The sequence below is a fragment of the Neobacillus sp. YX16 genome (assembly GCF_030123505.1).
Lineage (GTDB): Bacteria > Bacillota > Bacilli > Bacillales > Cytobacillaceae > Neobacillus.
This window is the reverse complement of record NZ_CP126115.1, coordinates 3344983-3370840: the sequence shown is the minus strand read 5'-3', so window position 1 is coordinate 3370840 and position 25858 is coordinate 3344983. Positions and strand designations below refer to the sequence as shown.

Sequence of the window (25858 nt, the reverse complement as noted above, 5' to 3'; positions counted from 1 at the left end):
TCAATAAAAGGGATTTGACTAGAATAGAAATTTGTTCTATTATTATCTCATATTCAAGATATTCGAAATCAAAATAGTTTAGGAGGTGATTATATGGATAACAAATGTACCAACCAGCCATTTTTGTTATTAATGCAAACATCTAAATCTATCCAAGAAGTAATAAGAGATGAAATGACGAAAAACAAATTGAGTGTTACGGAATTTGCCGTATTAGAGGTACTTTTCCAACATGGAAAACAAAACATTCAGCAGATAGGCAGCAGAATCTTAATATCTAGCGGTTCTATGACCTATGTAATCGATAAATTAGAAAAAAGAGGCTTGTTATGTAGAAATGATTGTCCAGAGGATCGCCGAATTATTCATGTAACCTTAACACATGAGGGAATTCAATTAATGAACGAAATCATGCCCAAGCATCAGGAATTAGTTGATGATATTTTTAGTTCTTTAAGTGGAGATGAAGTAGAAACAATCAAAACACTTCTAAAAAAAGTAAAGAGTAAAGTAGAAGCTTAAATAATTATTAATAAGTATCTCGTATTAGAGATTCTTACCTTAAAATGAGGTTCTGGAGGTAGATAGAAATGAAACACATATTTAATAAGGGAAAAGACTTAACAAAGCCAACTTTTTTAATGCTGCATGGTACAGGTGGAAATGAATTAGACTTACTGCCCCTAGCAGGAATGATTGATGACGAGGCATCGGTTTTAAGTGTTCGTGGAAATGTACTAGAAAATGGTATGCCGCGATTCTTTCGTAGATTAGCGGAAGGGGTGTTTGATGAAGAAGACCTGATTTTTCGAACAAAGGAATTAAATGAATTTCTTGATGAAGCAGCGGTGAAATATGATTTTGACCGTGATAATATTATCGCAATCGGGTACTCAAATGGAGCTAACATTGCAGCAAGTTTACTATTTCACTACGAAAATGCTCTAAAGGGTGCGATTCTACATCATCCTATGGTACCTAGAAGGGGAATAGATCTTCCTAATTTAGAGGGTAAGCACGTATTTATCGCAGCTGGAACCAATGACCCCATTTGTCCACCAGTGGAATCAGAAGAATTACAATCCTTATTAGTAAAAGCGAATGCAAATGTTGTCCTTCACTGGGAGCCTCGAGGACATCAATTGACAAGAGAAGAAGTAGAGGCTGCGGCACAGTGGTATCGAAATTTATAAAAATACTATCAGGGGTGTAATTCTTTATAAACAACAGGCGCCACAATCGAGTTGATTGTGGCCAGCTGTTGTTTATTTTAGTTTATTGTATTCATTTTTAATTTCTTCAACTGTTTTATCAATTTGCTCTCCCCAGTGATCATTCACACTTTTAAAAACGACTTTTCCATCTTGGTCAAGCATCCCATAGCCTCTATATGCAACATCACCATTTTTCATACCCATGAAATCGATTAATTCCAAATCTGGATCAGAAACAAAGGGGAGGCTCTTACCATAAATACTTTCTAATTCTTTGTATAATTGTAGTTGTTCCTCGGGTAGATCTTTGCTAATTACATACATTTCTACATCCATGCCTTCTAATTTGCCGATATTTTCATGCAACTGAACTAGTTGCTGGTGACAGAGTCCTCAGGTGTAGGAAGTGATAAAAAAGAATACAGTTGGTTTTTCCAAAGGAAACGTTACTTCCTTCTGATCCTGGTTATGTAATGTAATTGGCTCGCTAAGTGTCTTTTGTCCACATGCTGTAATAAGTAGAATAGAAATGAGGACCAAGACTATTAATTTAAACTTCATATTTTTCTCCTTACCATTTTTAATGTTCATTAACTACTTAATTGTAGTGTAAACTATTTTATCAATCAAATAATTGCTCTTATCGTTATTCGCTCAAAAAAAACCAGATTGGAATGTCCATTCTGGTTTTTACCTACTTTTATTTTTTCTCTGCAAGCCATGAAGCAACAGCAGCTGCGTCATCGCCTTTAAGAAGTCCTGCAGGCATACCGCCTTTACCATTTTCAATAATATTTAATATTTCATCTTTGGAGTATTGTGACCCGATTTTATCTAAATCTGGAGCTCCTCCACTTTTTAAATCTCCACCATGACAAGAAGAACAGCTTTGCTGAAATAGAGCCTCTCCATTCCCTGCATCAGCTGTTTCCTGTTCATCGCCTGCTTGTTCCTCAGTAGTTGTGGTATCTTGTTCTGTCTCATCATCACCGCCTCCACAAGCTGTAAGAAAGCCTATAAAAGCAACACAAATTAAACTATAGAGCCATTTTTTCATCTTATTCACCTCCATATACTTATAGGTTTTCTAAAATTGACTATGAATATTCTACAAAGTCTCAATGAAGTGCTTCGATTTTTTACAACCTTCAAATTAAATGGTTTAAGACTTCTTAATATCATGACAAATAATTAAGGGCTTCCCAAGTGATTGGGAAGCCTCTTGCTTTTTTCTAACTAACAGTAAACATCCAGGTTACTCCAAATTTGTCCTTCACCGATCCATGAAGCTTAGCGAAGAATGTTGGTTGAAGGTCCATATGAATGTTTCCGTCTTCACTTAGTATGCTCCAAGCTCTAATGGCGCTTTCCTCAGAATTAAGCTCTACACTAATACACACTTTTCCAGCATCCTGTAAATCTTGTCTATAATCTGAACCCAGAATATAGCCCGTTTCGGTAATTTTCATTTCTATATGTAAAACAAGATCTTTATCGCTTTCAGCAATAGGAAAATCAGGACTTGGAGGCATATCCCCATATTTTTGAATAGCAATGATTTCTCCATCAAAAGCTTTTTGATACCATTTAAAAGCCTCATCACATTCTCGGTTAAACATTAAATAGGGTTTAATCATTTTTTAGTCTCCTTTAATAAATACAATAATTTTCACCTTTTGCTCCAATTATTATTGCTCATTAATATTGGAATTTAAACAAGGTTATACAATGATTATAAACGAACATTAGTTCGATTATCAAGTAATAATTATATTTCAGTCTTTGAATTAACAAAAAAAGAAAAGCTGTCGATGAGTACTCGACAGCTTTTAAGGTTCATCCCAATAGCGGACACTTTCTGTTTTTGATGTAGGATCTCTTTTGACTACGTTTCCTTCTTCATCGTAATATACTTCGTATTCCTGATAGATTTCCACGTAATAACCGTCCATTTGTTTAACACTATCAAGCCTATTCTCCAAAACCGGCACATCAGTTGGCGGTTCTACGTCGACAGGCTGTGCCACAGCTGGTTCACTGGTGGAATAGGAATAGCCACTATGGATAAATGAGTACGGAGAATCAAGATAGGCTACAAGAGCAACTATGATACATAGGAAGAAAAACGTCGTGAAATGAGAGAGTATCTTCATTCATCTCAACTCCTTTTAACAAGTACATCCTCGTAACCTATCTTATGCATGTCCTAATGACATATGCTAGTTTGTTTTTAAGACTAAAGCTTTTGAACGATAAAATTGATAAACTACTAAGGCTATAACTGAAATGATTGCACCAGATATATAAGGTAAGCCGATTGAAAGCGAGAATAACCAACCGCCAAGGGGAGGTCCAACTATTCTGCCTAATGAATCAAAAGAGGAAAGCAGTCCAGTTGCACTTCCATGACCAGAATCTGTAGTTTTCGTCAGCAGGGAAGAGACACTCGGGCGAATTACGCCGTTTCCAATCCCAAAGATGGATAAAAATATTGCTGCAGTTGTAAAACTGTCTACTAGAAGGATTAAAGCAAAACCTACCGCCGAGACAATAATTCCACCTTGAATAACTTTACCTTCTCCGTATTTCTTTGTTAATCTGCCAACCATACCGCCTTGTACCATCGCACCAGCAAATCCCATAATCATGAAAATATATCCTAGCTGTATGGCTCCTAATCCTGCTTTTTTTGCAGCAAAATAGGCAAAGGTCGCTTCTAAGCCAGATAATGAAAGAGAGATTAACAGCTGTAATAAAAACAATACCGCTGCAGGACCAGAAAATGCTTTCCATCGTGATTTTGTTTTCCCTTGGTTCACTTCTGCATTATCTTTTTGTAAGGATTCTTTCAAGAAAAAGAAAATAATGACTAAGGTTATTAACGAAGATGCACCAGCTAAATAAAAAGGCATACTCATGCTTGATTTTGAAAAAATCCCACCAATGGCAGGACCAAATACAAAACCAAGTCCAACGGCTGCCCCTATAATGCCCATTCCTTTCCCACGATTTTCTGGGGTTGTTATATCAGCAACATAGGCCATTGCAGTTGGCATATTTGCAGAAGATAGCATTCCGCCAATGATACGTGCTGCAAATAACATCCAAAGCTCCGTAGCCATCGCCTGCATAAAGAAGGATAACGATAATCCTGCAATGCCCATCATCATGATCGGCTTACGACCGATTCGGTCGGATAATTTACCCCAAAATGGCGCAAAAATGAGCTGCATTAATGAATAAACTGCCATCAATAATCCGAGTTGTGTAGGGGACGCCCCCATCTCTTCAGCATAAAAAGGCAGAACAGGGATGATGATTCCAAAACCAATCATCACTAAAAACATGACTAAAAATAAAATAGGTAAAGCTCTTTTTGTTTCCAAATACTCCAACTCCTATATGATCTGAACACTTCAAATCCATATGTATACTATTGATTAAATTTTGGGTGCTATGCTTAGGATAATAGAAAACATGAATCCAATACAAGTATTTCAATTTTTTATTTGATTTAATTTTGCAAAACAGCCAAAAGGAATCAATTAAACATGCTATCATTTAGATAGCAATTAACTAGCAATTACTAGCAAATGAATAGCAGAAAAAAACGCAAAAAATAAGCACAAGTCAGGATGACATGTGCTCTTATTTAACTGCTTTTCGAGTTGTTTCAGACGCAAAATCTGCAATGATGACGAGAATCATATAACAAAGTAACAATAAGGTAATTTGTGTGTAATCAAAATAACTCATTGCTAGTTTAAACTCCATCCCCAGACCACCAGCACCTACAAAACCAACAACAATGGTCGTTCTCATAATTACTTCCCATCTATAGAGAATATACGTGAGAAATCTAGGGAGAACTATCGGAAGAATTCCATAAAATAGGATTTCTATTTTTGAAGCTCCAGCAGTTGCCAGGTTGCGGATAGGTCTTGGATCCATATCTTCGACAACCTCTGCCCAGAGTTTACCGAGAATACCAAAGTTGTGAAGGGCAAGGGCTAATGCTCCGGGTAAGATACCAGGTTTAAATATGAAAATAATCATCATTGCCCAAACTAATTCTGGAACCGATCTTGAAAAGATATAAAAAAGGCGGATTACACCGTAAAGTATTCTGTTATACCAATTTTTTTGTAAGGTAAGACTTCCATTCGCTATGTTTCTAGCGGCTGGAATAACGGTTATGAAAGCGACAATCGTTGCAAAGCCTATTGCCATGATACTCATTTCAAGAGTCTCCATTGTCAGTTCCAACGCTAATGACCAGCTTTCTCCATTAAGGAATGCTGGGTTTTCTTGATTGATTCCAAGGAGTCCACCGAAAAACTTACTAGCATATTCCAGGTTATTCTCTGATAATAATTCTCCTAAATTAGCTTTTTCACCAATTGTGATATAAAACCAGGAAGCGACAATTAAGAGAAGTGCAAATAGGACGGAGAGCCACCCTGAATTTAGTCCTTTCCTTCGTTTATGCTCTGTTAATCCTTTACGGACGAAATTACTCCAACCATCCACAAAAATCACGAGAGCGATAAGGAAAAAGACAAATGTCCACACGGAATCATACTTCAAATCTGCAAGTGCTATTTGGATTTGAAAACCCAGACCGCCAAGGCCAACAAAGCTCATTATCGCTGAGGAACGAATGGCGCACTCAAAGCGGTACATGGTATAACTAATAAAATCTGACCAAATCAATGGGAGATAGCCATAAATAAGTGTTTGCAGGCGGGTGGAGCCTGCTGATTTCAAAGCGAGAATAGGCTGCTCTGGAACATCATTTAACATATCTGCAAAAATTCGTCCTAAAATTCCACCATATGGAATCGCTAGTGCCAGGATTGCGGCATAGGGGGATAGTCCAACTGCTGCCACAAAAAGCCAGGCCCAGATTAATTCATGAATCGAACGAGTAAAACCTAAAATCCCTCGAAAAAACACTTTAGATATAATACGCGATAATTTGCTGGAAGTTAATGTTCCTGAGGCTAATACACCAACAATAAAAGCATAAACTATCGCTAGCGACATTCCAGCAACCGCATACGCAAGGGTAATCCAAGCCGATTCTAATCCCACTAATAAAAGTACAGGGTCCAAATTTGGCTGAATTAACCCTTCAAATATTTGCAGCATGGTAGGAATCCCGCCAGCATGGTAAAGTTCTGAGTTCCACTGTATAGAGGAAAGGCTCCAAACGAAAACCATGATCAACAGTAAAGTAAGAATGAATCTTTTATGCAATCTAAGGGAGGGGATTAGCTTAATCATCTGAACCCTGCTCCTTTAGTTGGTATAATTCATTTAATTTTTCATATGTTACTTCTTCTGTTGGCAAATCAAAATATATTTCACCATTTTTGAGAGCAATGATTCTCGTAAAGTATTTCTTGGCGTATTCTACTGAATGCAGACTGGCAAGTAATGTTTGATTTTTCTCAGTAACGATTTTTGTCAGCATGCTGAGCACATCATCTGCTCTTGCAGGGTCGAGTGAGGCTACTGGTTCATCTGCAAGAATGATTTCTGGGTTTTGTACCATTAATCTTGCCATTGCCACACGCTGTTGTTCACCACCTGAAAGTGTAGCAGTAATTTCGTAAAGTTTGTTCTTTAAACCGACTCTTTCAAGTGCTGTTAATGCCGATTCTTTATCTTGGGGGACTAGCAGGGAAAATAACGATTTAAAAAGACTCCACTCTGATAATTTACCTGCGAGGACATTATGAATAACAGCAAGAGGACCAATTAAATCGAACTGCTGACGAATCACACCAATTTTCTTCGCAAACCTTTTTCCTCGTTTATAATCTTTGAGCGGTTTACTGTCAATGAGGAGTTCTCCGTCCTCAAGTGATAAAATTCCAGCAATAGAATTCAACAAAGTTGTTTTTCCAGCACCGCTTGGTCCAATTAATGCAACCAATTCACCTTGCTTGATAGAAAAAGAAAGGGAAGATAGGGCTATCTTCCGCTCAAAATGTTTTGATATTTTTTTTGCTTCAATCATCGTTTTGGATGACATGTAACAACACCTACTACTTTATAATCTCTAAATCTTTGGCAACCTTTTCAATCTTTTCATAGTTCTCATTTTTTGTTTCAATAAATTTGTCTGTTTGGAACAAATCAGAAATCTCTTTAGTGTCGCCTGGCATAGAAAGGAGTGATTCTTTTACCTTTTGCTTAGCATCACTTCCAAATACATCTGCAACATTGCTATTAATTGTCCAGTTATAATCATAATAATCTGGTGTAGTATAGAATACTTTCACTTTGCTTGTATCTACTTTTCCTTCTTTTACAGCTGCTTCCCAAACAGAAATGTTTAACGCACCAGCTTGGAAGGAACCTGATTCGATTAACTTGTACGTTGTATCATGAGAGCCTGAGAAGTTAGGCTTTCCATTAAAGTCAGTGTTAGCATCAATACCTTCTTCAGCTAAGAAAAAACGCGGCATTAAATGTCCTGAGGTAGAGCTTTCACTGCCAAATGTGAAGGATTTTCCTTTTAAATCAGCCAATGTATTAATACCTGAGCCTTCTTGGGTAATGAATACAGATTTGAACTCAGCGTCACGTGGTCGTTGAACAATTGATTCTGCATCTGGCACAAGATTTCTTGCCTGCACACTTGTTAAACCGCCAAACCATGCTAAATGTATTTCACCGCGTTGGAATCCTGTAACGAGTGCTGCATAGTCTACAGAAGGTACATATTCGACTTTCATACCAGTCTCTTCGCTTAACTGCTTTGCAACAGCTTCCATTCCTGTCTGAAGGAAAGCTGCATTTTGATCGGGAATCGCACCAATTTTAAATACTTCCTCAGTTTTTTTATCTTCTTTTCCTTCATTACCTTCTTTTGCTTTATCTTCAGTTTGCCCACAAGCAGCCAATGAAAAAACAAGCATAAATAAAATGATACTCGTTAACCATTTTTTCATAAAACATTTCACCTCATTAAATTTGTAGTTTAGCACACTAGTTATGTCTTGCTCAATTGATTATAATGAATAGTTTCATTCTATTAAATTCATTTTATCTATTATACAAATAGAATTTAATCTAGATTTTCTATAGGAAAATAATAGGATATTAGGGTAAAACACTTGATAATATAGAAATCCCCCGCACAAAATGCGGGAGGTTAATTTTTTAAGCGGTTATCGTTTGTGACCATTCTTCGACATTCCACATTTTAGGCAATAGCTGTTGAGAAAAAAAGGCTTTTAAAAATATATAAAGGATTAAAGGGGTTGAAAATAGAAATAATACGTAAGACGAAATTTGAGGTGAGTGTATGAATGTAATAGGTTTTGGTGGAGTCTTTTGGAGGTCTAGTAATATCATTGAACTAAAAAAATGGTATAAAGAGGTATTAGGAATACCTTTGGATAACGAATGGAATGGAACGATCTTTCCTTCTAAAGAAGGAAATGATACCATCTTTTCACTTTTTAAAGAGGATAGTGATTATTTTCCAACGGAGCAGCAGGTGATGTTGAATTTTCAGGTTGAAGATATGAATGAATGTTTAAAACACCTACAAAAACAAGGGATTCCTTTACTTAAGGAACCTGAAAAGAGTGAGTTCGGTACCTTTACTTGGATTGCAGATCCAGAGGGAAGACGAATTGAACTTTGGGAAAAATAACATAAAAAAGAATGGGCAGGTAGCTCATTCTTTTTTTATGTTATTTATTCGAAGACATGGAATCTCGGTCAACTGCTTGAGGCGGTTGTTCCATCCATCCTTCATCAATAAATATCTTGGCACCATCTTGTACATAAAGCCCTATATCCAATAAAAATTTGCTGTACATAGCTCCAATATCATGCCGCTCGTTAAGGGATGAAGCATTCGCATAGGATCTGATTTTCATGCTGAACATATCAATTTTATGAAACATCATAAGTTTATCTGAGAATGGGGCAAATGTTGAGTTTTCTACCAAGTCATCCAAAAGTGGATGTGCAGGCAAATCCTCTTTATGTAACTGTTGTCTACAAGATTCAATATGCTTCATGGTGATTTCTTTTCCGCGATGCATAAATTCTCTTACTTTTTCTGTTTGCGCTACCTGTCCAAAGCCAATTAATAGTACTTTGCTTGTTGAATTATTTTCCATATTATCGTATAAATGAGCAATCTCCAGACCGTGTAAAGGGCGGACATGACCTAAGAAACCATTAAAATAACTTTCCTTTTGTACAAATTCAACCTTTTCTGGAATCAGGATTACCGGCGGCCTCGTTAAATACCCCTTTTCTTTTAATGTATCATTAAGGGTTACTAACAAATCAGTGGTTAATTGATTACACTTTAAGATAAAATCCCTTACATCTTTTCTAAGCATTAATGGAATCGCAGTGGAGTAGAGACTCAGCCCTGCTTTAGCTACGTATTTTAAATAATGAAGATAAAATTCATCAGCAAATAATCTAGGAGCACCTAAATTAACATCATCCTCCGTAAAGCCAATAGGAATGGGGAAATGCTCTTTTTCAAATATAGTTTTAATGTCTTTAAGAAATTCGTTACCGATGGTTAGAGCATTTTTCAGGATTTCTTTTATGTACTTGTCATTCACATGCTGGAGATAATAACTAATTACACATTTGGACATGGTATTTCCCTATAGACAGCCCAAAGTTTACCCAATTCTGCTGAGGTTAATTTTTCATATGGATGATCCGTATGTTTAGAGGTAATCTTAATTGGCTTAATGGACTTCATTAAATATATGCTCCTTAGTTAAATCGTTTCTCCTAGTTTTTTCATCCATTTTAAATCTATACGTCTTTAGTAAAGGTACCTCCACAAATAGAATGTTGCGTAAGACTCCCAATTCGTCCAATTTACTGCTAGTTTTATGATTTCTTCTTTGGTGGGTTTTAGTTCTTTTCCTAGTCGATGTTTAATCGCATTGTGCAGACCTACATCATCAATAGGAAAGGCAGAGGGGTATCTTAGACAACGCATTAAAACATAATTAGCCGTCCACGGACCAATACCTCGGATTTTGACTAACATTTTCTCGGCATCCTTATGATTACTTAAATTTAATAACTTTTCTTTTGTTAATTTTTCTTCAACCATAAGTTGAGCAACCCCAATGAGATATTCGGATTTCTTTTTTGTCATGCGCAAACTTTCTAATTCCTCAACTTGTAATCCAGTAATATCCTCCGGTGAGGGGAACACCCAATAGGTGATACCGTCATGCACAACACTTCTACCAAATTTTTCGACTAAACGTCTTTTTAATGTGTAGGCAAAAGATAAATTAATTTGCTGCCCCAGGATGCCCCAGCAAAGGGCCTCAAATAAATCAGGAATTCCAATAATCCGCAGGCCATAAAAGGAATCAACAGCTGGACCAAGTAGGGGGTCCTCCTTAGCCATGGAATAAAAAGGACTTATATCTCGGTCTAAATCAAACCACTCTCTAACATAACGGACGACTTCTGCATGAATTACTGTGGTAGTCTGCATACTCTCACCCAAGAATCGAATGATTAAATGGTCACCATCTTCAGAACTAACTTCAATAATTAGTGTTTCTGCTCCAATTGGAATTGCCTTGTAAACACGGTTATTTTTGATATGAAAAAGACACTCGTTACTATTTCTCGCTAGATAATTTATATTTTCTTTAAAGTTGAATTCTTCTGGTAAAGACAATTTTAATTCATCGTCGTTAATTACCCATGTCTGAATCACTCATCATCCGCCTCTTTTCAATGATATAATTAAGTTATAACATAGAAAGACGATGGAGGGGTTTAAGATGAAACCTACACTATATTGGACACAGTTGGTTTATGAAAATTGGAAACTATATATGGCAGCAACTTCTAAGGGACTTTGTTACGTGGGTTCGCAGAATAAACCTTTTGAGGAATTGGAGCTTTGGGTCAACAAACATTATCCAGGAAGTTCATTGGTTCAGGATGATGTCGTCATGCAGCCATATGTTGCTGAGTTTAAAGAATTCCTCCTAGGGGAACGTACTTCATTTACCATTTCCCAAGAATTAAAGGGAACAGATTTTCAAACAGAGGTGTGGAATGCACTTTGTCAAATTCCTTATGGAGAAACGTGGACATATTCCGATATTGCAAATGCAATTCAGAGGCCTACTGCAGTCCGTGCTGTTGGCACAGCAATTGGAGCAAATCCAGTCCTCTTAACGGTACCGTGTCATCGAGTTATTGGGAAGAACGGTAAACTGACCGGGTTTCGAGGTGGATTGGAAATGAAGGAGCAGCTTTTAAAAATTGAAAAAGAAAATGCAAAATAAGTCAACAAGGATTTAACCATGAAAAATGGCATAGATATGGATGCAAAAGACATGATATTCTTGGACATACTATTTTTATGAACGAAGAAAAAGAGGTGCTTATTTCATGGAACAAATCCAGGAAGTCAGATTTTGTGAAAATTGCAGCAGAGAAACCGTACATATGGTAAGAGAAGATCCGTTAGAAATTGAGTACATTTGCAAAGAATGCAACGATCACCAAGAAATGTTTAAATCCTTTTTTTAGAAAGAGAAAACAATAGGAACCAGCCAAAAGAGCCTTATTTAAGTGGGCTCTTTTATTTTGTTTATGATGAACGCTAACAAGACCCAGACATATCATAATATAACACCAAGGAGGGGGTTACTTTGGTCACAAACCATAATAATGTTTCAATTGGAACGATTTCAGGCGGCATTGTTAATTTTGGCGGTGCTATTTACATTTCACCCATCTCCATTACCAAAACCATCGGTGGCTCTGGCGAAAACAACACAAGCCCCGATTCTGAAATGTGTTCAGAAATGGATACCGAAAATGAGCCAATCTTGAAATTCCCAAAGCGATGCTAATATAAGCATTGCTTTATTTTTTTGTAAAAAAATGCAGTGGTATAAAGAGGTTTTAATGGTAAATAATACATTAAGAAAATGTCTTAAAGGATAGAGAGTGTGCTGAAATTGTTCTTTAAAAAGAAGTTTTTTTCACCTAAAGGTGATTTATCAACTAAGAACCAGGATCCTATTCCAGAAACAAAAGAAAAAATGTCGTTTGAGTTTAGAAAAAGATTACAGCATAGTGCTGACATTTTAGAGAATGAGGTTGGAAGTTCAGGGATTACCCTTTTCTCCATTGGTACATTAATCGATAAAACCATGTTTCATCAGGATATTATTCATCCAATAAAAGACCTTTCCTTCGATTCAATCCAAAAAGTAGTTGAGCATTTATCAGTTGGTGAGATTGATAAGTCAAATCAGATGGAAAAGGTGATCAAAGCTGCTTTAGACGGAAATGTAATCATTTTTTTAGAAGGAGAAACATCCGTTCTTTTAGCAAAAATCCCTTCCAGAGAGGGACGTTCATTATCAACAGCGGAGAATGAGACTCACGTTATTGGTCCTCAAATAGCCTTTACTGAAAGCCTTATGACAAATATCTCCCTTATCCGAAATTACATAAAAGATCCGGATTTATGTGTAGAAAATTTTGTGGTAGGGAGCCGCACAAATAAATCTGGTGCCATTCTGTATATGAGTGGGATTGCCTCTGAGCAAATGGTCAACACGTTAAGACAAAGAATCGATGGGATAAAAATAGATGGAATTTTAGATAGTTCCGTACTTTTACAGCTTATAGAAGATAAATCTTTATCCATTTTCCCTTTAATGTCGTTAACAGAGCGCCCGGATCGAGTTTGTGATTTGCTGTTAAAAGGGAAACTGGCGGTATTGGTTGATGGCAGCTCATTGGCTATCATTTGCCCTCACACTTTCATGGAATTTTTTTATGCTATAGAAGATAGTAATGTGAATTGGCAAATTGGAACATTCTACCGATTATTAAGATTAATCGCTTTATTTTTTTCCGTATTCCTTACCGCAACTTATGTTGCTTGTATCACCTTTCATTATGAAGTCATTCCTCAAACTTTGTTGATAACCCTTAGCGAGTCGAGGGCAAGGGTTCCGTTTCCACCTATTATTGAAGCTTTATTATTAGAATTTTTCCTTGAATTATTACGAGAAGCGGGCGCAAGATTGCCGACCAAAGTGGGTCAAACAATGGGTATTGTCGGAGGTATCGTGATTGGAACAGCAGCAGTAGACGCAGGGTTTACGAGCAACATTCTCATTATCATCATAGCCTTAGCCGCTCTTGGATCATTTGTTACACCGAGTTATTCAATGGGCAACGTCATTAGGCTATTGCGATTTCCTCTCATTATATTGGCTGGATTTTGGGGGCTTTACGGAATTATGTACGGCTTTTGCTTTTTACTACTGCACCTGTTACGGCAATCGAGCCTTGGGAGCCCTTATTTATCACCTTTTTATCCTCCGCGTTTCGCCGATTGGAAGGACAGTATTATTCGGCTGCCATTATCATTCACTTATAAAAGACCAGACCTAACGAGACCTGGAAACGAAAACAAATATGACCCTGAAAAGGCTAAAGAAAAAAATTGACCTTAAGTAGCAGGTGAACGTATGAAGGTTCAATATCAACCAAAACCGCCATTTTTGTTAAGTACCTTTTTGGTAATTTTTATTATTCATGCAATACAAGTGGGGATTGGGGTACACGGTTTTCAACGTGTTATCTTTATGGAAGCGAAGCAGGACGCGTGGATTTCGGTTTTGATTGCAGGTTTTGCTACTCATATTGTGGTTTTTGTTATAATTAAAACTATACAGATATATGGTTCTACTGATATTTATGGTATACACCATGATGTTTATGGAAAATGGCTTGGAAAGGCATTTAACAGTGTATATATCCTATATTGCTTATGGGTATTTTTGATTATTCTTAAAAACTATATTGAGGTCATGCAAACTTGGGTTTTCCCAACAGTACCTGTCTGGCTGTTTTCATTTTCCATTCTGCTTTTAGTCATTTATGGGGTGACAGGCGGGATTCGAATGATTGTGGGAGTTTGTTTTTTTAGCATAACGCTTTCCATTTGGATGTTTGGATTCATTGGCTATCCTTTACGTTTTGCAGACTTTGATCACCTTCTCCCCGTGATGGAATCCAATTTGGTTTCCATTTTAAAGGGAACTCATAAAATGACTCTAACCATAATAGGCTTCGAAATCCTTTATGTAATATATCCTTATATGGAAAATAAGGATAAAGTTCAAAAATATGCTCATATGGGAATCGCAGCAACCACTTTCTTATATTTAATCCTTATGCTTCTAGCCATTAGCTATTTTAGTCCTGGGCAATTGGCAAGTACCATTTGGCCAACTCTTTCCCTATTCAAAATTGTTAAGCTCCCTTTTATCGAAAGAACAGAGTATGTTGCTGTAACTTTTTGGCTTCTTATCATTCTCCCCAATCTAATGCTTTATTTGTGGGCAGCTATACGTGGTGCTAAACGCATTTTTGGAATAAAAACGAGAAGAGTTTTGTTGGTTTTTACAACCATTATATTTGTAAGTAGTCTGTTTATTAATACACGGGTAAAAATCAATCGTTTTAACGATTTCTTTGCTAGCGTAGCTTTTTATATTACGTTTTGTTATCCGTTTGTTCTATATGCTTTCGCTAGACTAAAGAAGAAGATAAATGCCCATAAGGAGAAAATGAAATGAAAATAAAAGGATGGTTTTGTATTTCCTTATCCATTTTACTTCTTTGTGGCTGTGCGGAACCTAAAGTACTTGACAGATTAGGTATGATTACAACGGTTGGATATGACTTAGGAAAAAATGGAACCGTTTTAGGAACGTTGGTTGAGTTAAAGATTGATCCTAACGCACCTAAAGATGTTGTTATTGTGGAATCACAGTCACTAACGATTAGGGGAATTCTTACAAATGCAAATAAAAAAACCTCTAGGAGATTAACCTCGGGGCAGCTTCGAGTTATCATATACGGAGAAGACATGCTAAAACAAGGTAAAACCAAGATAGCACAAACGTTAACGAGTGATCCTATTATTAGTGATATGACATTCTTAGCCATGACTGACGGAAAGGCAAGGGATTTGTTACATTTAAAACTTGAGCATATTCCTGATATTGGGATACATATTTTCAGGTTCATGGAACAAAACACCCAGGCTAAAATGATGCCTTCTTCAACCATGCAGGAGGTTTTACATAACCATTTCACAGTAGGAAAAGAACCAGTCATGCCTATAATAAATATAAATGAAAAAGAGGGAATTCTATTTTCAGGGGTTGCCATCTTTAAAGGCGCTAAATTAGTTGGCAAAATTAATACGGAACAAAGCTTTTTTTAGCCTTAATAAATGATAAATATAAGTCTGGGAGTAAGGATGTTTTGATTGAAAGTGATTCCCCAAAATTTAAGGGAGGGAATGAAAGGAGTCACAAAACGGTCGCAGCTTTAGATTCAATTGAAAGCAATAGTAACATCAAGCTGATAAACAAAGATAAACCCGAATTTGATATTGATATAAAACTTAGCGCTAGATTACTTGAAATAACTAGTTCGATTGATATTGGTAATCCCCAAAATATGAAGTTGATAGAAACCGAAATAGGGAAGAGCATGAAAAAGGACATTGAAAAACTCATTGCCTATTGTCAATCTAAAAATTCAGATGTGTTTGGCCTTGGGGATAAATATCGAAGCACTGTTCGTCACTCAAACCTTACGGATGAAAAATGGTACATAATGTATAAGAATGCTAAAGTCAATATAAAGGTGGATTTTAGTGTCATAAGAACTGGACTCAATGAATGAAAATGAAAAAGCTGCCAGGTTCAATCTGAACCTAGGCAGCTTTTTTCATTCCTATAAAGCAACACTTTGGCCGCTAACTTCTGAAGATTGACTTTGCTTTCTTGGTCTAGCGACATTAAACACAATATTCAAGAAAATGGCAGTCAAGCTTCCAGCAACAATCCCATTATTGGTTAGGATTTTCACACTTTCTGGAAGCTGTACAAATAAATCAGGAACAGCGGTAACACCAAGACCCATTCCTACAGAACAAGCAATAATTAACAGATTTTCCTGTGAAGAAAATTCTACTTTACTTAACATTTTAATTCCATAAGCAATAACCATTCCGAACATAGCCACCATTGCTCCGCCTAAAACAGGGGTAGGTATAACTGTTGTTAAAGCACCAATTTTAGGAACGAATCCTAAGATAATTAACATTGTTCCCATTGTATAGATAACATTTTTAGTTTTGACACCTGAAAGTTGTACAAGTCCTACGTTTTGTGAGTAGGTTGTATATGGGAATGCATTAAATAAAGCTCCAAGCATGATCGCAAGACCTTCTGCACGATAACCTTTAGCTAAATCAGTCTCCTTAAGCTTTCTTCCGGTGATATCACTTAGAGCGAAGTAGACACCTGTAGATTCTACTAAACTTACAATTGCAACAAGGGTCATTGTGATAATCGGTGTCCATTCAAAGGTAGGAGTACCGAAATAAAAAGGCTTTACCATATGGAACCATGACGCATCACCAACTGCCGCAAAATTCACCTTACCCATTAATGCAGCCGCAATTGTTCCACCTGCTAAACCAAGAAGAATTGCAACAGAACGAATAAATCCTTTTGTAAAACGATAAAGCAAAATGATGAATAATAAAGTTCCAAAAGCTAAACTGATATTTGAAAGACTGCCAAAATCAGGACTTCCTTGTCCGCCAGCGATATTATTCATCGCAACTGGAATAAGGGTAATGCCAATGATCGTAACAACCGATCCCGTCACAACAGGCGGGAAGAATTTAATTAACTTACTAAAGAAACTGGCTATCAAGACAACAATTAATCCAGAGACTAGGATCGAGCCGTAAATGGATGAAACACCGTATTCTCCGCCAATTGCAATCATTGGTCCTACTGCAGTAAACGTACAGCCCAAAACGATCGGCAAGCCAATTCCGAAAAAGCGATTCTGCCAAACTTGTAAAATAGTCGCAATCCCGCACATCAAGATATCAATCGACACTAAATAGGTTAATTGTTCTCCAGTAAGGTTTAAAGCTCCTCCGACGATAAGAGGAACGATCACGGCTCCTGCATACATTGCTAGCACATGTTGAATTCCTAAAGATGCGATTTTAAATGGATGTTGTTTCATTAGACCAATTCCTCCGTTTTCTCAGTAATAAATGTAACTTCTCCATTTGCTAGAGAGGCAATCCTTGCTAATGATTCAACTCTTAATCCTTGCTCTTTCAATTTCTGAGCACCCGGCTGAAAGGATTTTTCAATGACAATACCGATGCCAGCAACCTCAGCGTTTGCTTGATTGACCATTTCTACTAGGGCAAGAGCTGCCTGACCGTTAGCAAGAAAGTCATCGATTATTAGAACTTTATCGTTATCATTTAAATACTTACTTGCAATCGCTAGTTCATTCGTTTCGTTTTTTGTAAATGAATGAACACTTGCTGTCAGAAGGTCATTGGTTAAAGTGACTGATTTTCTTTTTCGCGCAAAAATTACTGGAACATTCATATATAATCCTGCCATAACAGCAGGGGCAATACCTGATGACTCGATTGTTACGATTTTTGTAATTCCTTCACCTGCAAATCGCTTGGTAAACTCTTTGCCAATTTCATTCATTAAACTAGGATCTATTTGGTGGTTTAAGAATGAATCAACCTTTAACACATTTTCATTTAGGACTCTGCCGTCCTTTTTAATCTTTTCTTCTAGTAATCTCATGTTTATCCCCCTATGAAAAAATAAAAAAAGCCCAAACACCATTGCTCACTTCAAATCTGAGTGAGGCAATGACATTTGGGCTTAATAGACCAATAATGGAACGCCAAAAAAATAGCGTTACTTCATTACCCACTCATAGTCAGATTGTTAACGGCAATCCGGTAGAAACTTGCAGGCCATATCCCTGCGATTATATGAGTGAAACCTATGAATTTATACACACATTATAACATGGTGAAAAAGGAAATCAATTGTTTTTTGGCAAAAGACGAACGATCGTGATTTTTAAAACCCCATTGTTCGTGTCAGGAAAACGCTTTATTCATTATAATAAAAGGCTTCACTCTATGATTGAATAACCATTCATTTTCAGGTACTATTTAAGTAGGAAGTCTATTCAGAAAATTCCAAAATGAAGGAGAGTCTTAAATGCAAAAATCAATCCCTGAAAATTGGTGGAATCAGCTTCGGCTGCCTGTCATTTCGGCACCGATGTTTTTGGTTTCAGGTCCGGAACTAGTAAAGAATTGCTGCTTAAATGGTGTCATCGGTTCATTTCCGGCACCAAATGCAAGGCCCATCGAGCTACTTGATCAATGGATGGGGCAGTTAAATGATGAATTAGCAGATGCTAGGGCGGCAAATCCGGAGCGTAAAATTGCACCATGGGCTATGAATATGGTTGTACATAGCACCTATAGTCGTCTTCAGGATGAATTGGCTTTAATAAAAAAACACAAACCTCAATTAGTTATCACTTCTTTAGGTAGTCCAAAACATGTTGTTGAAATTGTACATGAATATGGAGGGCTGGTTTTTTCCGATGTCAGCGATCTCAAGTTTGCCCGAAAAGCTGCAGAAACAGGTGTTGACGGTTTAATTTTAGTTGCAAGCGGTGCGGGTGGACACAGCGGACAAATTAACAGCTTCGCTTTTGTTGATATGGTCCGCACCTTCTGGGATGGAATCATTGTTCTTGCGGGAGCTATCTCAACGGGTAAGGGGATATTAGCTGCACAGGCAGCTGGGGCTGACTTAGCTTATATGGGAACACGATTTATTGTAGCAACTGAAAGTATGGCAAATGATGAATACCGAGAAATGCTTGTCAAATCGACACAGGAGGATATCATTTTAACCGATGCTTTTTCTGGAGTTAAGGCAAATATGCTCATTCCAAGTATCGTTAAGGAAGGTATGGATCCTGAACAATTGATTAAAAAGGAAAAAGTGGACTTTGATGGTTTACAAGGTAAGTCAGATGCCAAAGCGTGGCGTGATATCTGGTCGGCAGGACACGGTGTAGGAGCAATTGATAAAATTGAATCTGCATCAGATATTATCAATCGCTTAGAAATGGAATACCAAGAAGCCCTGGAAAAAGTTAATCAAACTTCTGCGAAATTAAGCAGATTAACTTTAAAATAACGAAAAGAACCTATCCCAATACTACTGGGAAGGTTCTTTTTTCTTTACCATTTTGACCACTTTATAGCCTGGCTTTATTTTCACTCGTTTTGTTTCTTTATCTGTTTTCACCTGATATAAGGTGTATTTTTTCGGTTGATGCTCGAGCAGTTCTATTTTTTTGATGTTTTCTTGACGGTAGTATTTTTGGATTTTACGAATTTGTTTTTGTTGTTTCTCTCCAAATAACAAATCATAAAGGTAAATAAAAATGAAGACAAATATACCGCCAACGATAATTGTGTAAAAAAGTGATGACAATAACTCCACGTGGTACATCCTTTCTATGGTTAAACAAGAGTATGCCTTCCATTATACATTTTTTCCTCCATTTGAAAAATAACCTGATTTCTAATTGGATAACCTAATAATGAAAATTTTTTACACGGAATGTCCTCTAGGTATGCACATTTCATTAAAATCGTGGTAAAGTATATTACAGAAATCCTTTTATACTGGTATTTATCGAACACCTAACTGTCCGCCTGAGACGGACAAATGTTTTTCTATTAACGACAATAAGGGGGAATTTTTGTGTCCAGTACGATTTTGGAGCAATTTTTAAACGAAAACCTTGAAGATTTAAAAGGGAAGGGTCTATACAATGTCATCGATCCATTAGAAAGTCCTAATGGTCCAATGATTACAATAAATGGTAAACAGTTAGTCAATCTTTCTTCCAATAACTACCTAGGATTAGCAACAGATGAACGATTAAAAGAAGCAGCAGCGGAGGCAGTTGAAACATATGGTGTAGGAGCCGGAGCTGTTCGTACGATTAATGGAACTTTAAAGCTTCATGTTGAGCTGGAAGAGAAGCTAGCAGAATTTAAACATACAGAAGCAGCGATCGCCTATCAATCTGGTTTCAATTGTAACATGGCTGCTATTTCGGCTGTTATGGATAAAAATGATGCGATTTTATCCGATGAATTAAACCATGCTTCCATTATTGACGGCTGTCGTCTATCAAGAGCGAAAATTATACGTGTAAACCACTCGGATATGGAAGATTTACGTAGAAAGGCGAAGGAAGCGAAGGAATCTGGGCAATACAATAAAATCATGGTAATTACCGATGGCGTTTTCTCAATGGATGGGGACATTGCATTATTACCAGAAATCGTTAAAATTGCTGAAGAATTCGACCTGATTACATATGTAGATGATGCACATGGATCGGGTGTCCTTGGTGATGGAGCGGGGACTGTTAAGCATTTCGGCTTGTCTGATAAAATTGATTTCCAAATCGGAACCCTCTCAAAGGCTATTGGTGTAGTAGGTGGCTATGTTGCAGGGAAGAAGAATTTAATTGACTGGTTAAAGGTTCGCAGTCGTCCATTCCTATTCTCTACATCTTTAACACCCGCAGATGTAGCAGCAAGCAAGACATCAATTGAAATCTTAATGGAAAGCACCGAGCTTAACAAAAAGCTTTGGGAAAATGGAGATTATCTCAAAAAAGGCTTAAAGGAATTAGGCTTTAATATTGGAAACAGTGAGACACCGATTACGCCATGTATTATTGGTGACGAAGCGTTAACGCAGCAATTCAGCAAACGTTTAAATGAAGAGGGAGTTTATGCTAAGGCGATTGTATTCCCTACGGTGCCAAAAGGAACAGGACGTGTTCGTAATATGCCAACAGCTGCACATACGAAAGAAATGCTTGATGAAGCCATTGCTATATATGAGAAAGTCGGCAAGGATATGGGCATTATTTAATCATAGAAACCCTTCAATGGGCGAGATATTATGACATATGTGAAGAGGACGGAGAAGAATGAAACGAATTTTAATTACAGGTGCATTAGGACAGATTGGTTCTGAGCTTACGATGAAATTACGGGAAACGTATGGTCATGATAATGTTATTGCTACTGATATTAAAAAGAATGACAGTGAGGCAGCAGAGAGCGGCCCCTTCGAAACTGTTGATGTAACAGATTTAAATAGAATGGGTGAAGTAGCGAAGAAATATAAGGTGGATACGGTTATGCACTTAGCCGCATTACTTTCTGCTACAGCAGAGGCAAAGCCCGTTTTAGCTTGGAACTTAAATATGGGTGGTTTGATGAATGCGTTAGAAACTGCCAGAGAGCATAATGCACAGTTTTTCACACCGAGCTCAATTGGTGCTTTTGGTCCTTCAACACCCAAAGACAGCACACCACAGGACACGATTATGCGTCCGACCACGATGTATGGAGTGAACAAAGTAGCTGGTGAGCTTTTAGGAGATTATTATTATCAAAAGTTCGGAGTCGACACGAGGGGATTACGTTTCCCAGGCTTGATTTCGTACGTTGCACTGCCTGGTGGGGGAACTACGGACTACGCGGTTGAAATTTACTATGAAGCCATTAAAAATGGCAGATATACATCCTACATCGACAAAGGGACTTACATGGATATGATGTATATGCCCGATGCATTGAATGCGATTATCGACTTGATGGAGGCAGACCCATGCAAGCTTAAACACCGTAATTCGTTTAATGTAACGGCGATGAGCTTTGATCCTGAAGGAATTGCCAATGAAATTAAGAAACATATTCCTAATTTTGAGCTGATGTATAATGTTGATCCTGTTCGTCAAACAATTGCTGACAGCTGGCCAAATTCAATCGATGCCATTGCCGCAGAAGAAGAGTGGGGCTTTAAATTCGAATATGATTTAGCGAAAATGACAGAAGATATGATTAGTAAACTTACAAATAAACTAACAATGAACAAAACTCGAGCCTAATTTTGTAAGTGTTCTGATAGAAATAGATGACCTGATTTAATCGGGCATCTATTTTTTTTATGTTTCAAAATAGTCATTTTGTGCATATTTTAGGTTTTTATATAGCTAATTGTAAAAGCTGTACGGTTTTTATAAAAAAACAACGTGGCATGCGCGCCACGCTGTTATCTTTTCGCATAAATTAATTTCTCTTTCTTTTCGGTAACCCTGCCAACAATAGCAGCATGCTGTTTTCCTGCTAAATGAAGATTGTCCACATATTGGACAGCTTCTTCTTCACTCATGGAAACGAGCAGCCCCCCAGAAGTGATAGCATCACATAGAACTAATTGTTCCTCAGAAAGCAAGTCTTCATATTCAACATCTTCGAGTATCCATTTGTGATTTGACTTTGATCCACCTGGGACCACTCCATCTCTCGCTAACTCTAATGCACCTTCAAGAATTGGAACCTTAGAGTAGGAAATCTCAAAGCTCACATTACTTCCGCGTGCCATTTCACTGCTATGTCCTAACAAGCCAAAGCCTGTTACATCCGTTACAGCATGAGGATGATAGTTCATTAAAATTTTTGCAGCCGTCTTATTTAACTCAGCCATTGTTTCTGTGACAATTTGTTCTTGTTGAGGTGTTACCACACTCCGCTTAATCCCGGTAGTGATAATACCAACACCAATCGGCTTTGTTATAACCAATACATCTCCGGGCTTCGCTCCAACATTCTTCCAAACCTTATCTGGATGAACAATTCCCGTAACAGAAAGACCAAATTTAGGCTCTTGATCATCAATGGAATGACCTCCAACGGTAAGTGCTCCAGCTTCCTTTACTTTATCTGCTGCTCCGCGGAGAATATCTGAAAGCATCTCTGCACCAAGCTTCTTTATTGGATATGCTACAATATTTAAGACCGTTTTTGGTTCTCCACCCATTGCATAAACGTCACTTAATGCGTTAGCCGCAGTAATCTGTCCAAACATATATGGGTCGTCCACAATTGGAGTAAAGAAATCGACCGTTTGAATTAAGGCAATCGAATCCGTTAGTTGATAAACACCTGCATCATCTGAAGTTTCATGCCCCACTAGCAACTCTGGAACAGAGTCTTGTTTTGGTAATAGGCGCAAAACTTGCGCTAGGTCCTCAGGACCAATTTTACATCCTCAGCCTGCTTTAGTTGATAAAGAGGTTAGGCGTATTTTCTCTTGCTCACTCATAAATCCACCTCCATTTATTAGTATAACTCTTTCCATTAAAAATCGCACATACTAGATATAAGCAAAAAATTTGCTAGGAAAAAATCCTTACGATAAAATGTTTTTACTGTGTCAATGTAGGAAATATATTTATATTCACGGAGGAGTTAAAATGAACAACTATCATGTAATTGTAGAATTTTGCATGCAATGAAACTACGCACCAAAAGCCGCGAGTTTCGCGGAAGAACTTTTTACGCACTTTAACCGAAAGATTGGAAAAATGGAACTAATCCCTGTATCCGGCGGAGCATTTGAAGTAACTGTCAATGGAGAAAAGATTTATTCCAAACTCGATACGGGTGTATTTCCTGACACCGAGGATATCATTAATAAAATTTCAGAAAAATAAACATAGCCCTCATATCAAAATAAGATATGAGGGCTTATTGTTTTTTATAAAGATATCATGTTAACTGACTGATAAAAAATCATGCCTTAAGATAAACCTTAGGGCAGTGTGATAAAGCAATTTTTCCCTAAACCTTTTTCAGATTTTGATATAAGAACCTCTAATATTCCATTAATATAATTTGCTGTTACTTTTTGATTAATAACCTGAAAGGGGAATTGAATAGTCCGAACTCTTTTTTGTTGATTAGAGGGCGTGGAAGATTTATCAGCAGTAATAATCAGTTTCTTATCTTCTATAAAAACTTTAATTTCAGAGCTGTTATACTCGTTAAGCAATGCCTCAACAATCCATTCTTGATCTGTTTCGTATAAATCGATTCGAAATTGAGTCAAATCATCCTGGGTAGTTAGAGGATCAAGGCAGTAGTTTTCCAACCACTTTTCCACAAGGTCAAAATCAATTGGCTGTATATTTTTTTTCGATTTCATAACGATCCCCCTTGCTCGGTTTATTTTATTCATTCCGAATGAAAATGTGAAATGGTATAATAGGAATAAAGTAGGAATAGTAAAGGAGTTTTTGTAGTGAAGGAATGGTTACGTTCAATTCCAGCTGTCCATGAATTGCAAAATCATGAACAGTTCGAAGCTCTCCTTAGGGAGAATCATCTAGATGTTACTCAGCTGACAAAACAGTTAAAAGAAGCTGTCGATCAAATTAGGCTGTTACTATTAAATGGAGACTGGAATGGTGCAACTCCAGGCACCAATCAATTTATAGATGAAGTTTTTCAACGATTAGCGGTAAATATAAAAAAACAATTTTCTTATACAATTGAAAAAGTAATCAATGGTACTGGAACGATCCTTCATACAAACCTTGGGAGAGCAAGGTTAAGCGATAATGCTATCAGTCATGTAGTGGAAACAGCGCAAAATTACTCCAACCTCGAATATAAGCTAAATGAAGGGGAGCGCGGTTCCAGACATAGCCATGTAGAAGCTCTGCTTAAAGAAATTACCGGTGCAGAAGCAGTAATGGTCGTCAACAATAATGCTGCTGCCGTTTATCTTGTATTAAGAGCGCTTGCAGAAAATAAAGAAGTAATTGTATCAAGAGGTCAGTTAGTAGAAATTGGCGGTTCATTCCGTATTTCCTCTATTATGGAAGAAAGCGGAGCGAAATTAATCGAAGTCGGAACAACAAATAAAACTCATTTATATGATTATGAAAAAGCGCTTAATCCTGAAACGGCGATTGTCATGAAAGTACATACAAGTAATTTTAAAGTAATTGGTTTTACCAAATCAGTGGAAACCGAAGATCTCATACAGCTTACAAATCGTGATGAAGAAGTTATTTTTTATGAAGACCTTGGCAGCGGTGCACTATTTGACTTTAGAAAACATGGAATCGGAGAAGAACCTGTTGTGAAGGAAGTCATTGAAATGGGAGCAGATCTTGTAACGTTTAGTGGAGATAAGCTGCTGGGTGGACCTCAAGCTGGAATTATTGCTGGGAAAAAGAAAATTATTGATCGTTTAAAAAAACACCAATTAGCCCGAGTAGTTCGGGTCGATAAAATGACTTTAGCAGCACTCGAAGGGACCTTAATTGATTACGCACGTGGGGAAAAGGGAGTCCAAAACATTCCCACCATCCGTGATTTATTAGTTTCTATTGAAGAATTAGACGAAAGATCGAAGAGGTTTGTTACAAACTTGTTACAAGGTACTGAGTATTTTCAGGCCAAAATTTTCCCTGGTACAAGTCAAGTTGGCGGGGGAACGATGCCGGACGTTCAACTTCCAACCATGGTTATTTCTTTAAAACACCATGCCCTTACTGCAGAACAAGTAGGAAGAAAATTGAGAACAGAATTCAAACCAGCCATTATCGGACGAATTCAAAAGGATGAGTTTATCATCGACCTAAGAACCGTAACAAAGGAAGAAGAAAAGCTTTTGGTTCAATCATTAATACAATTATAAATCTAACCCCCTCTACGGTCTAGAGGGGGTTAGAACTATTCTTTTGGTCCAATCTACCTTCCGGTCACATCCGCTTTTCATTTGTCTAGCTGCAGGCGCCAT

General features: G+C 37.3%; 30 protein-coding genes, 2 pseudogenes and 1 riboswitch. Of the genes and pseudogenes, 15 read left to right on the top strand and 17 right to left on the bottom strand.

All coding sequences use genetic code 11. From position 1 onward, the window contains the following. Positions 1–93 precede the first annotated feature (93 nt). Both QNH48_RS16340 and QNH48_RS16335 read left to right on the top strand, forming a co-directional pair. Positions 94–522: a MarR family winged helix-turn-helix transcriptional regulator gene (locus QNH48_RS16340; RefSeq protein WP_283951126.1), complete on the top strand. Its 429-nt coding sequence runs from the start codon at positions 94–96 to the stop codon at positions 520–522. Positions 523–590: 68 nt separating this feature from the next. Next, positions 591–1193, top strand: coding sequence for an alpha/beta hydrolase (locus QNH48_RS16335; protein ID WP_283951125.1), 603 nt, complete (start codon positions 591–593; stop codon positions 1191–1193). A 72-nt stretch (positions 1194–1265) separates the two neighbouring features. Here the strand turns inward: QNH48_RS16335 and QNH48_RS16330 are convergent. The 9 genes and pseudogenes from QNH48_RS16330 to QNH48_RS16290 all read right to left on the bottom strand — a co-directional run. Beyond that, a pseudogene (locus tag QNH48_RS16330) lies at positions 1266–1592 on the bottom strand (thioredoxin domain-containing protein); the annotation flags it as partial. 15 nt (positions 1593–1607) lie between these two features. Further along, complete coding sequence (locus QNH48_RS16325) at positions 1608–1775, bottom strand: hypothetical protein (protein ID WP_283951124.1); 168 nt, start codon at positions 1773–1775, stop codon at positions 1608–1610. Positions 1776–1914: 139 nt separating this feature from the next. Continuing rightward, complete coding sequence (cccB, locus tag QNH48_RS16320; protein WP_283951123.1) at positions 1915–2271, bottom strand: cytochrome c551; 357 nt, start codon at positions 2269–2271, stop codon at positions 1915–1917. A 175-nt stretch (positions 2272–2446) separates the two neighbouring features. After that, the gene (locus QNH48_RS16315; protein ID WP_283951122.1) at positions 2447–2851 is read right to left on the bottom strand and encodes a VOC family protein; all 405 of its coding nucleotides are present in this window, start codon (positions 2849–2851) and stop codon (positions 2447–2449) included. Between the two features lie 192 nt (positions 2852–3043). Continuing rightward, positions 3044–3367, bottom strand: a complete 324-nt coding sequence (locus QNH48_RS16310) for a hypothetical protein (protein ID WP_283951121.1) — start codon at positions 3365–3367, stop codon at positions 3044–3046. A 66-nt stretch (positions 3368–3433) separates the two neighbouring features. Continuing rightward, a complete protein-coding gene (locus tag QNH48_RS16305; RefSeq protein WP_283951120.1) occupies positions 3434–4600 on the bottom strand; it encodes an MFS transporter in 1167 nt (388 codons plus the stop codon). A gap of 262 nt (positions 4601–4862) precedes the next feature. Next, positions 4863–6500, bottom strand: coding sequence for a PhnE/PtxC family ABC transporter permease (locus QNH48_RS16300; RefSeq protein WP_283951119.1), 1638 nt, complete (start codon positions 6498–6500; stop codon positions 4863–4865). Further along, on the bottom strand, positions 6493–7254 hold the full coding sequence (locus QNH48_RS16295) for a phosphonate ABC transporter ATP-binding protein (protein ID WP_283951118.1): 762 nt from the start codon (positions 7252–7254) through the stop codon (positions 6493–6495). The genes QNH48_RS16300 and QNH48_RS16295 overlap by 8 nt, the downstream gene beginning before the upstream one ends. A gap of 13 nt (positions 7255–7267) precedes the next feature. Continuing rightward, a complete protein-coding gene (locus QNH48_RS16290; RefSeq protein ID WP_283951117.1) occupies positions 7268–8176 on the bottom strand; it encodes a putative selenate ABC transporter substrate-binding protein in 909 nt (302 codons plus the stop codon). Positions 8177–8532: 356 nt separating this feature from the next. On the opposite strand from QNH48_RS16290, the gene QNH48_RS16285 reads away from it, so the two are divergent. Next, the gene (locus QNH48_RS16285) at positions 8533–8886 is read left to right on the top strand and encodes a VOC family protein (protein WP_283951116.1); all 354 of its coding nucleotides are present in this window, start codon (positions 8533–8535) and stop codon (positions 8884–8886) included. A 40-nt stretch (positions 8887–8926) separates the two neighbouring features. Here QNH48_RS16285 and QNH48_RS16280 read toward each other — a convergent pair whose 3' ends face one another. From QNH48_RS16280 to QNH48_RS16275, 3 genes are all read right to left on the bottom strand, one after another. Then, on the bottom strand, positions 8927–9859 hold the full coding sequence (locus tag QNH48_RS16280) for a DUF3231 family protein (protein ID WP_349655090.1): 933 nt from the start codon (positions 9857–9859) through the stop codon (positions 8927–8929). Further along, positions 9844–9969, bottom strand: coding sequence for a hypothetical protein (locus QNH48_RS30470; protein WP_349655089.1), 126 nt, complete (start codon positions 9967–9969; stop codon positions 9844–9846). The genes QNH48_RS16280 and QNH48_RS30470 overlap by 16 nt, the downstream gene beginning before the upstream one ends. A 66-nt stretch (positions 9970–10035) precedes the next feature. After that, complete coding sequence (locus tag QNH48_RS16275; RefSeq protein ID WP_283951115.1) at positions 10036–10956, bottom strand: DNA-3-methyladenine glycosylase family protein; 921 nt, start codon at positions 10954–10956, stop codon at positions 10036–10038. A gap of 67 nt (positions 10957–11023) precedes the next feature. On the opposite strand from QNH48_RS16275, the gene QNH48_RS16270 reads away from it, so the two are divergent. The 7 genes from QNH48_RS16270 (at position 11024) to QNH48_RS16240 (ending at position 15980) form a co-directional block, all read left to right on the top strand. Then, entirely contained in the window at positions 11024–11536 is a 513-nt protein-coding gene (locus tag QNH48_RS16270; protein WP_283951114.1) for a methylated-DNA--[protein]-cysteine S-methyltransferase, read from the top strand. A gap of 106 nt (positions 11537–11642) precedes the next feature. Further along, positions 11643–11783, top strand: a complete 141-nt coding sequence (locus tag QNH48_RS16265; protein ID WP_165979261.1) for a hypothetical protein — start codon at positions 11643–11645, stop codon at positions 11781–11783. Positions 11784–11905: 122 nt separating this feature from the next. Continuing rightward, positions 11906–12109, top strand: coding sequence for a spore germination protein (locus tag QNH48_RS16260; RefSeq protein ID WP_283951113.1), 204 nt, complete (start codon positions 11906–11908; stop codon positions 12107–12109). Between the two features lie 99 nt (positions 12110–12208). Further along, positions 12209–13726 carry a spore germination protein gene (locus QNH48_RS16255; RefSeq protein ID WP_283951112.1) on the top strand — a complete coding sequence of 506 codons (1518 nt, stop codon included), beginning with the start codon at positions 12209–12211 and terminating at the stop codon, positions 13724–13726. Positions 13727–13747: 21 nt separating this feature from the next. After that, positions 13748–14860, top strand: a complete 1113-nt coding sequence (locus QNH48_RS16250; protein WP_283951111.1) for a GerAB/ArcD/ProY family transporter — start codon at positions 13748–13750, stop codon at positions 14858–14860. After that, on the top strand, positions 14857–15513 hold the full coding sequence (locus QNH48_RS16245; protein WP_283951110.1) for a Ger(x)C family spore germination protein: 657 nt from the start codon (positions 14857–14859) through the stop codon (positions 15511–15513). The genes QNH48_RS16250 and QNH48_RS16245 overlap by 4 nt, the downstream gene beginning before the upstream one ends. Positions 15514–15554: 41 nt before the next feature. Continuing rightward, positions 15555–15980, top strand: coding sequence for a Ger(x)C family spore germination C-terminal domain-containing protein (locus QNH48_RS16240; protein ID WP_283951109.1), 426 nt, complete (start codon positions 15555–15557; stop codon positions 15978–15980). A 51-nt stretch (positions 15981–16031) separates the two neighbouring features. Here QNH48_RS16240 and QNH48_RS16235 read toward each other — a convergent pair whose 3' ends face one another. Both QNH48_RS16235 and QNH48_RS16230 read right to left on the bottom strand, forming a co-directional pair. Beyond that, on the bottom strand, positions 16032–17345 hold the full coding sequence (locus QNH48_RS16235; RefSeq protein WP_283951108.1) for a nucleobase:cation symporter-2 family protein: 1314 nt from the start codon (positions 17343–17345) through the stop codon (positions 16032–16034). After that, positions 17345–17938, bottom strand: a complete 594-nt coding sequence (locus QNH48_RS16230) for a xanthine phosphoribosyltransferase (RefSeq protein WP_283951107.1) — start codon at positions 17936–17938, stop codon at positions 17345–17347. The genes QNH48_RS16235 and QNH48_RS16230 overlap by 1 nt, the downstream gene beginning before the upstream one ends. Positions 17939–18054: 116 nt before the next feature. Further along, a riboswitch (purine riboswitch) is annotated at positions 18055–18156 on the bottom strand. A 211-nt stretch (positions 18157–18367) separates the two neighbouring features. Between QNH48_RS16230 and QNH48_RS16225 the strand changes: the two genes are divergently transcribed. After that, positions 18368–19366: an NAD(P)H-dependent flavin oxidoreductase gene (locus tag QNH48_RS16225; protein WP_283951106.1), complete on the top strand. Its 999-nt coding sequence runs from the start codon at positions 18368–18370 to the stop codon at positions 19364–19366. A 21-nt stretch (positions 19367–19387) separates the two neighbouring features. Here the strand turns inward: QNH48_RS16225 and QNH48_RS16220 are convergent, their stop codons facing one another. After that, positions 19388–19675 (bottom strand): hypothetical protein, encoded by a 288-nt coding sequence (locus QNH48_RS16220; protein WP_095246929.1) that lies wholly within the window; start codon positions 19673–19675, stop codon positions 19388–19390. Between the two features lie 264 nt (positions 19676–19939). Between QNH48_RS16220 and QNH48_RS16215 the strand changes: the two genes are divergently transcribed. Together QNH48_RS16215 and QNH48_RS16210 are read left to right on the top strand one after the other, a co-directional pair. After that, positions 19940–21130, top strand: a complete 1191-nt coding sequence (locus QNH48_RS16215; protein ID WP_283951105.1) for a glycine C-acetyltransferase — start codon at positions 19940–19942, stop codon at positions 21128–21130. A gap of 58 nt (positions 21131–21188) precedes the next feature. Further along, the gene (locus QNH48_RS16210; protein WP_283951104.1) at positions 21189–22154 is read left to right on the top strand and encodes an L-threonine 3-dehydrogenase; all 966 of its coding nucleotides are present in this window, start codon (positions 21189–21191) and stop codon (positions 22152–22154) included. 164 nt (positions 22155–22318) lie between these two features. Here QNH48_RS16210 and selD read toward each other — a convergent pair whose 3' ends face one another. Next, positions 22319–23371, bottom strand: a complete 1053-nt coding sequence (gene selD / locus QNH48_RS16205; protein ID WP_283951103.1) for a selenide, water dikinase SelD — start codon at positions 23369–23371, stop codon at positions 22319–22321. A gap of 205 nt (positions 23372–23576) precedes the next feature. Between selD and QNH48_RS16200 the strand changes: the two are divergent. Next, a pseudogene (locus QNH48_RS16200) lies at positions 23577–23762 on the top strand (Rdx family protein); the annotation flags it as partial. A gap of 98 nt (positions 23763–23860) precedes the next feature. Here the strand turns inward: QNH48_RS16200 and QNH48_RS16195 are convergent. Continuing rightward, a complete protein-coding gene (locus QNH48_RS16195) occupies positions 23861–24253 on the bottom strand; it encodes an Hsp20/alpha crystallin family protein (protein ID WP_283951102.1) in 393 nt (130 codons plus the stop codon). Between the two features lie 96 nt (positions 24254–24349). On the opposite strand from QNH48_RS16195, the gene selA reads away from it, so the two are divergent. Next, positions 24350–25756 (top strand): L-seryl-tRNA(Sec) selenium transferase, encoded by a 1407-nt coding sequence (gene selA / locus QNH48_RS16190; protein WP_283951101.1) that lies wholly within the window; start codon positions 24350–24352, stop codon positions 25754–25756. Positions 25757–25858: the final 102 nt, after the last annotated feature.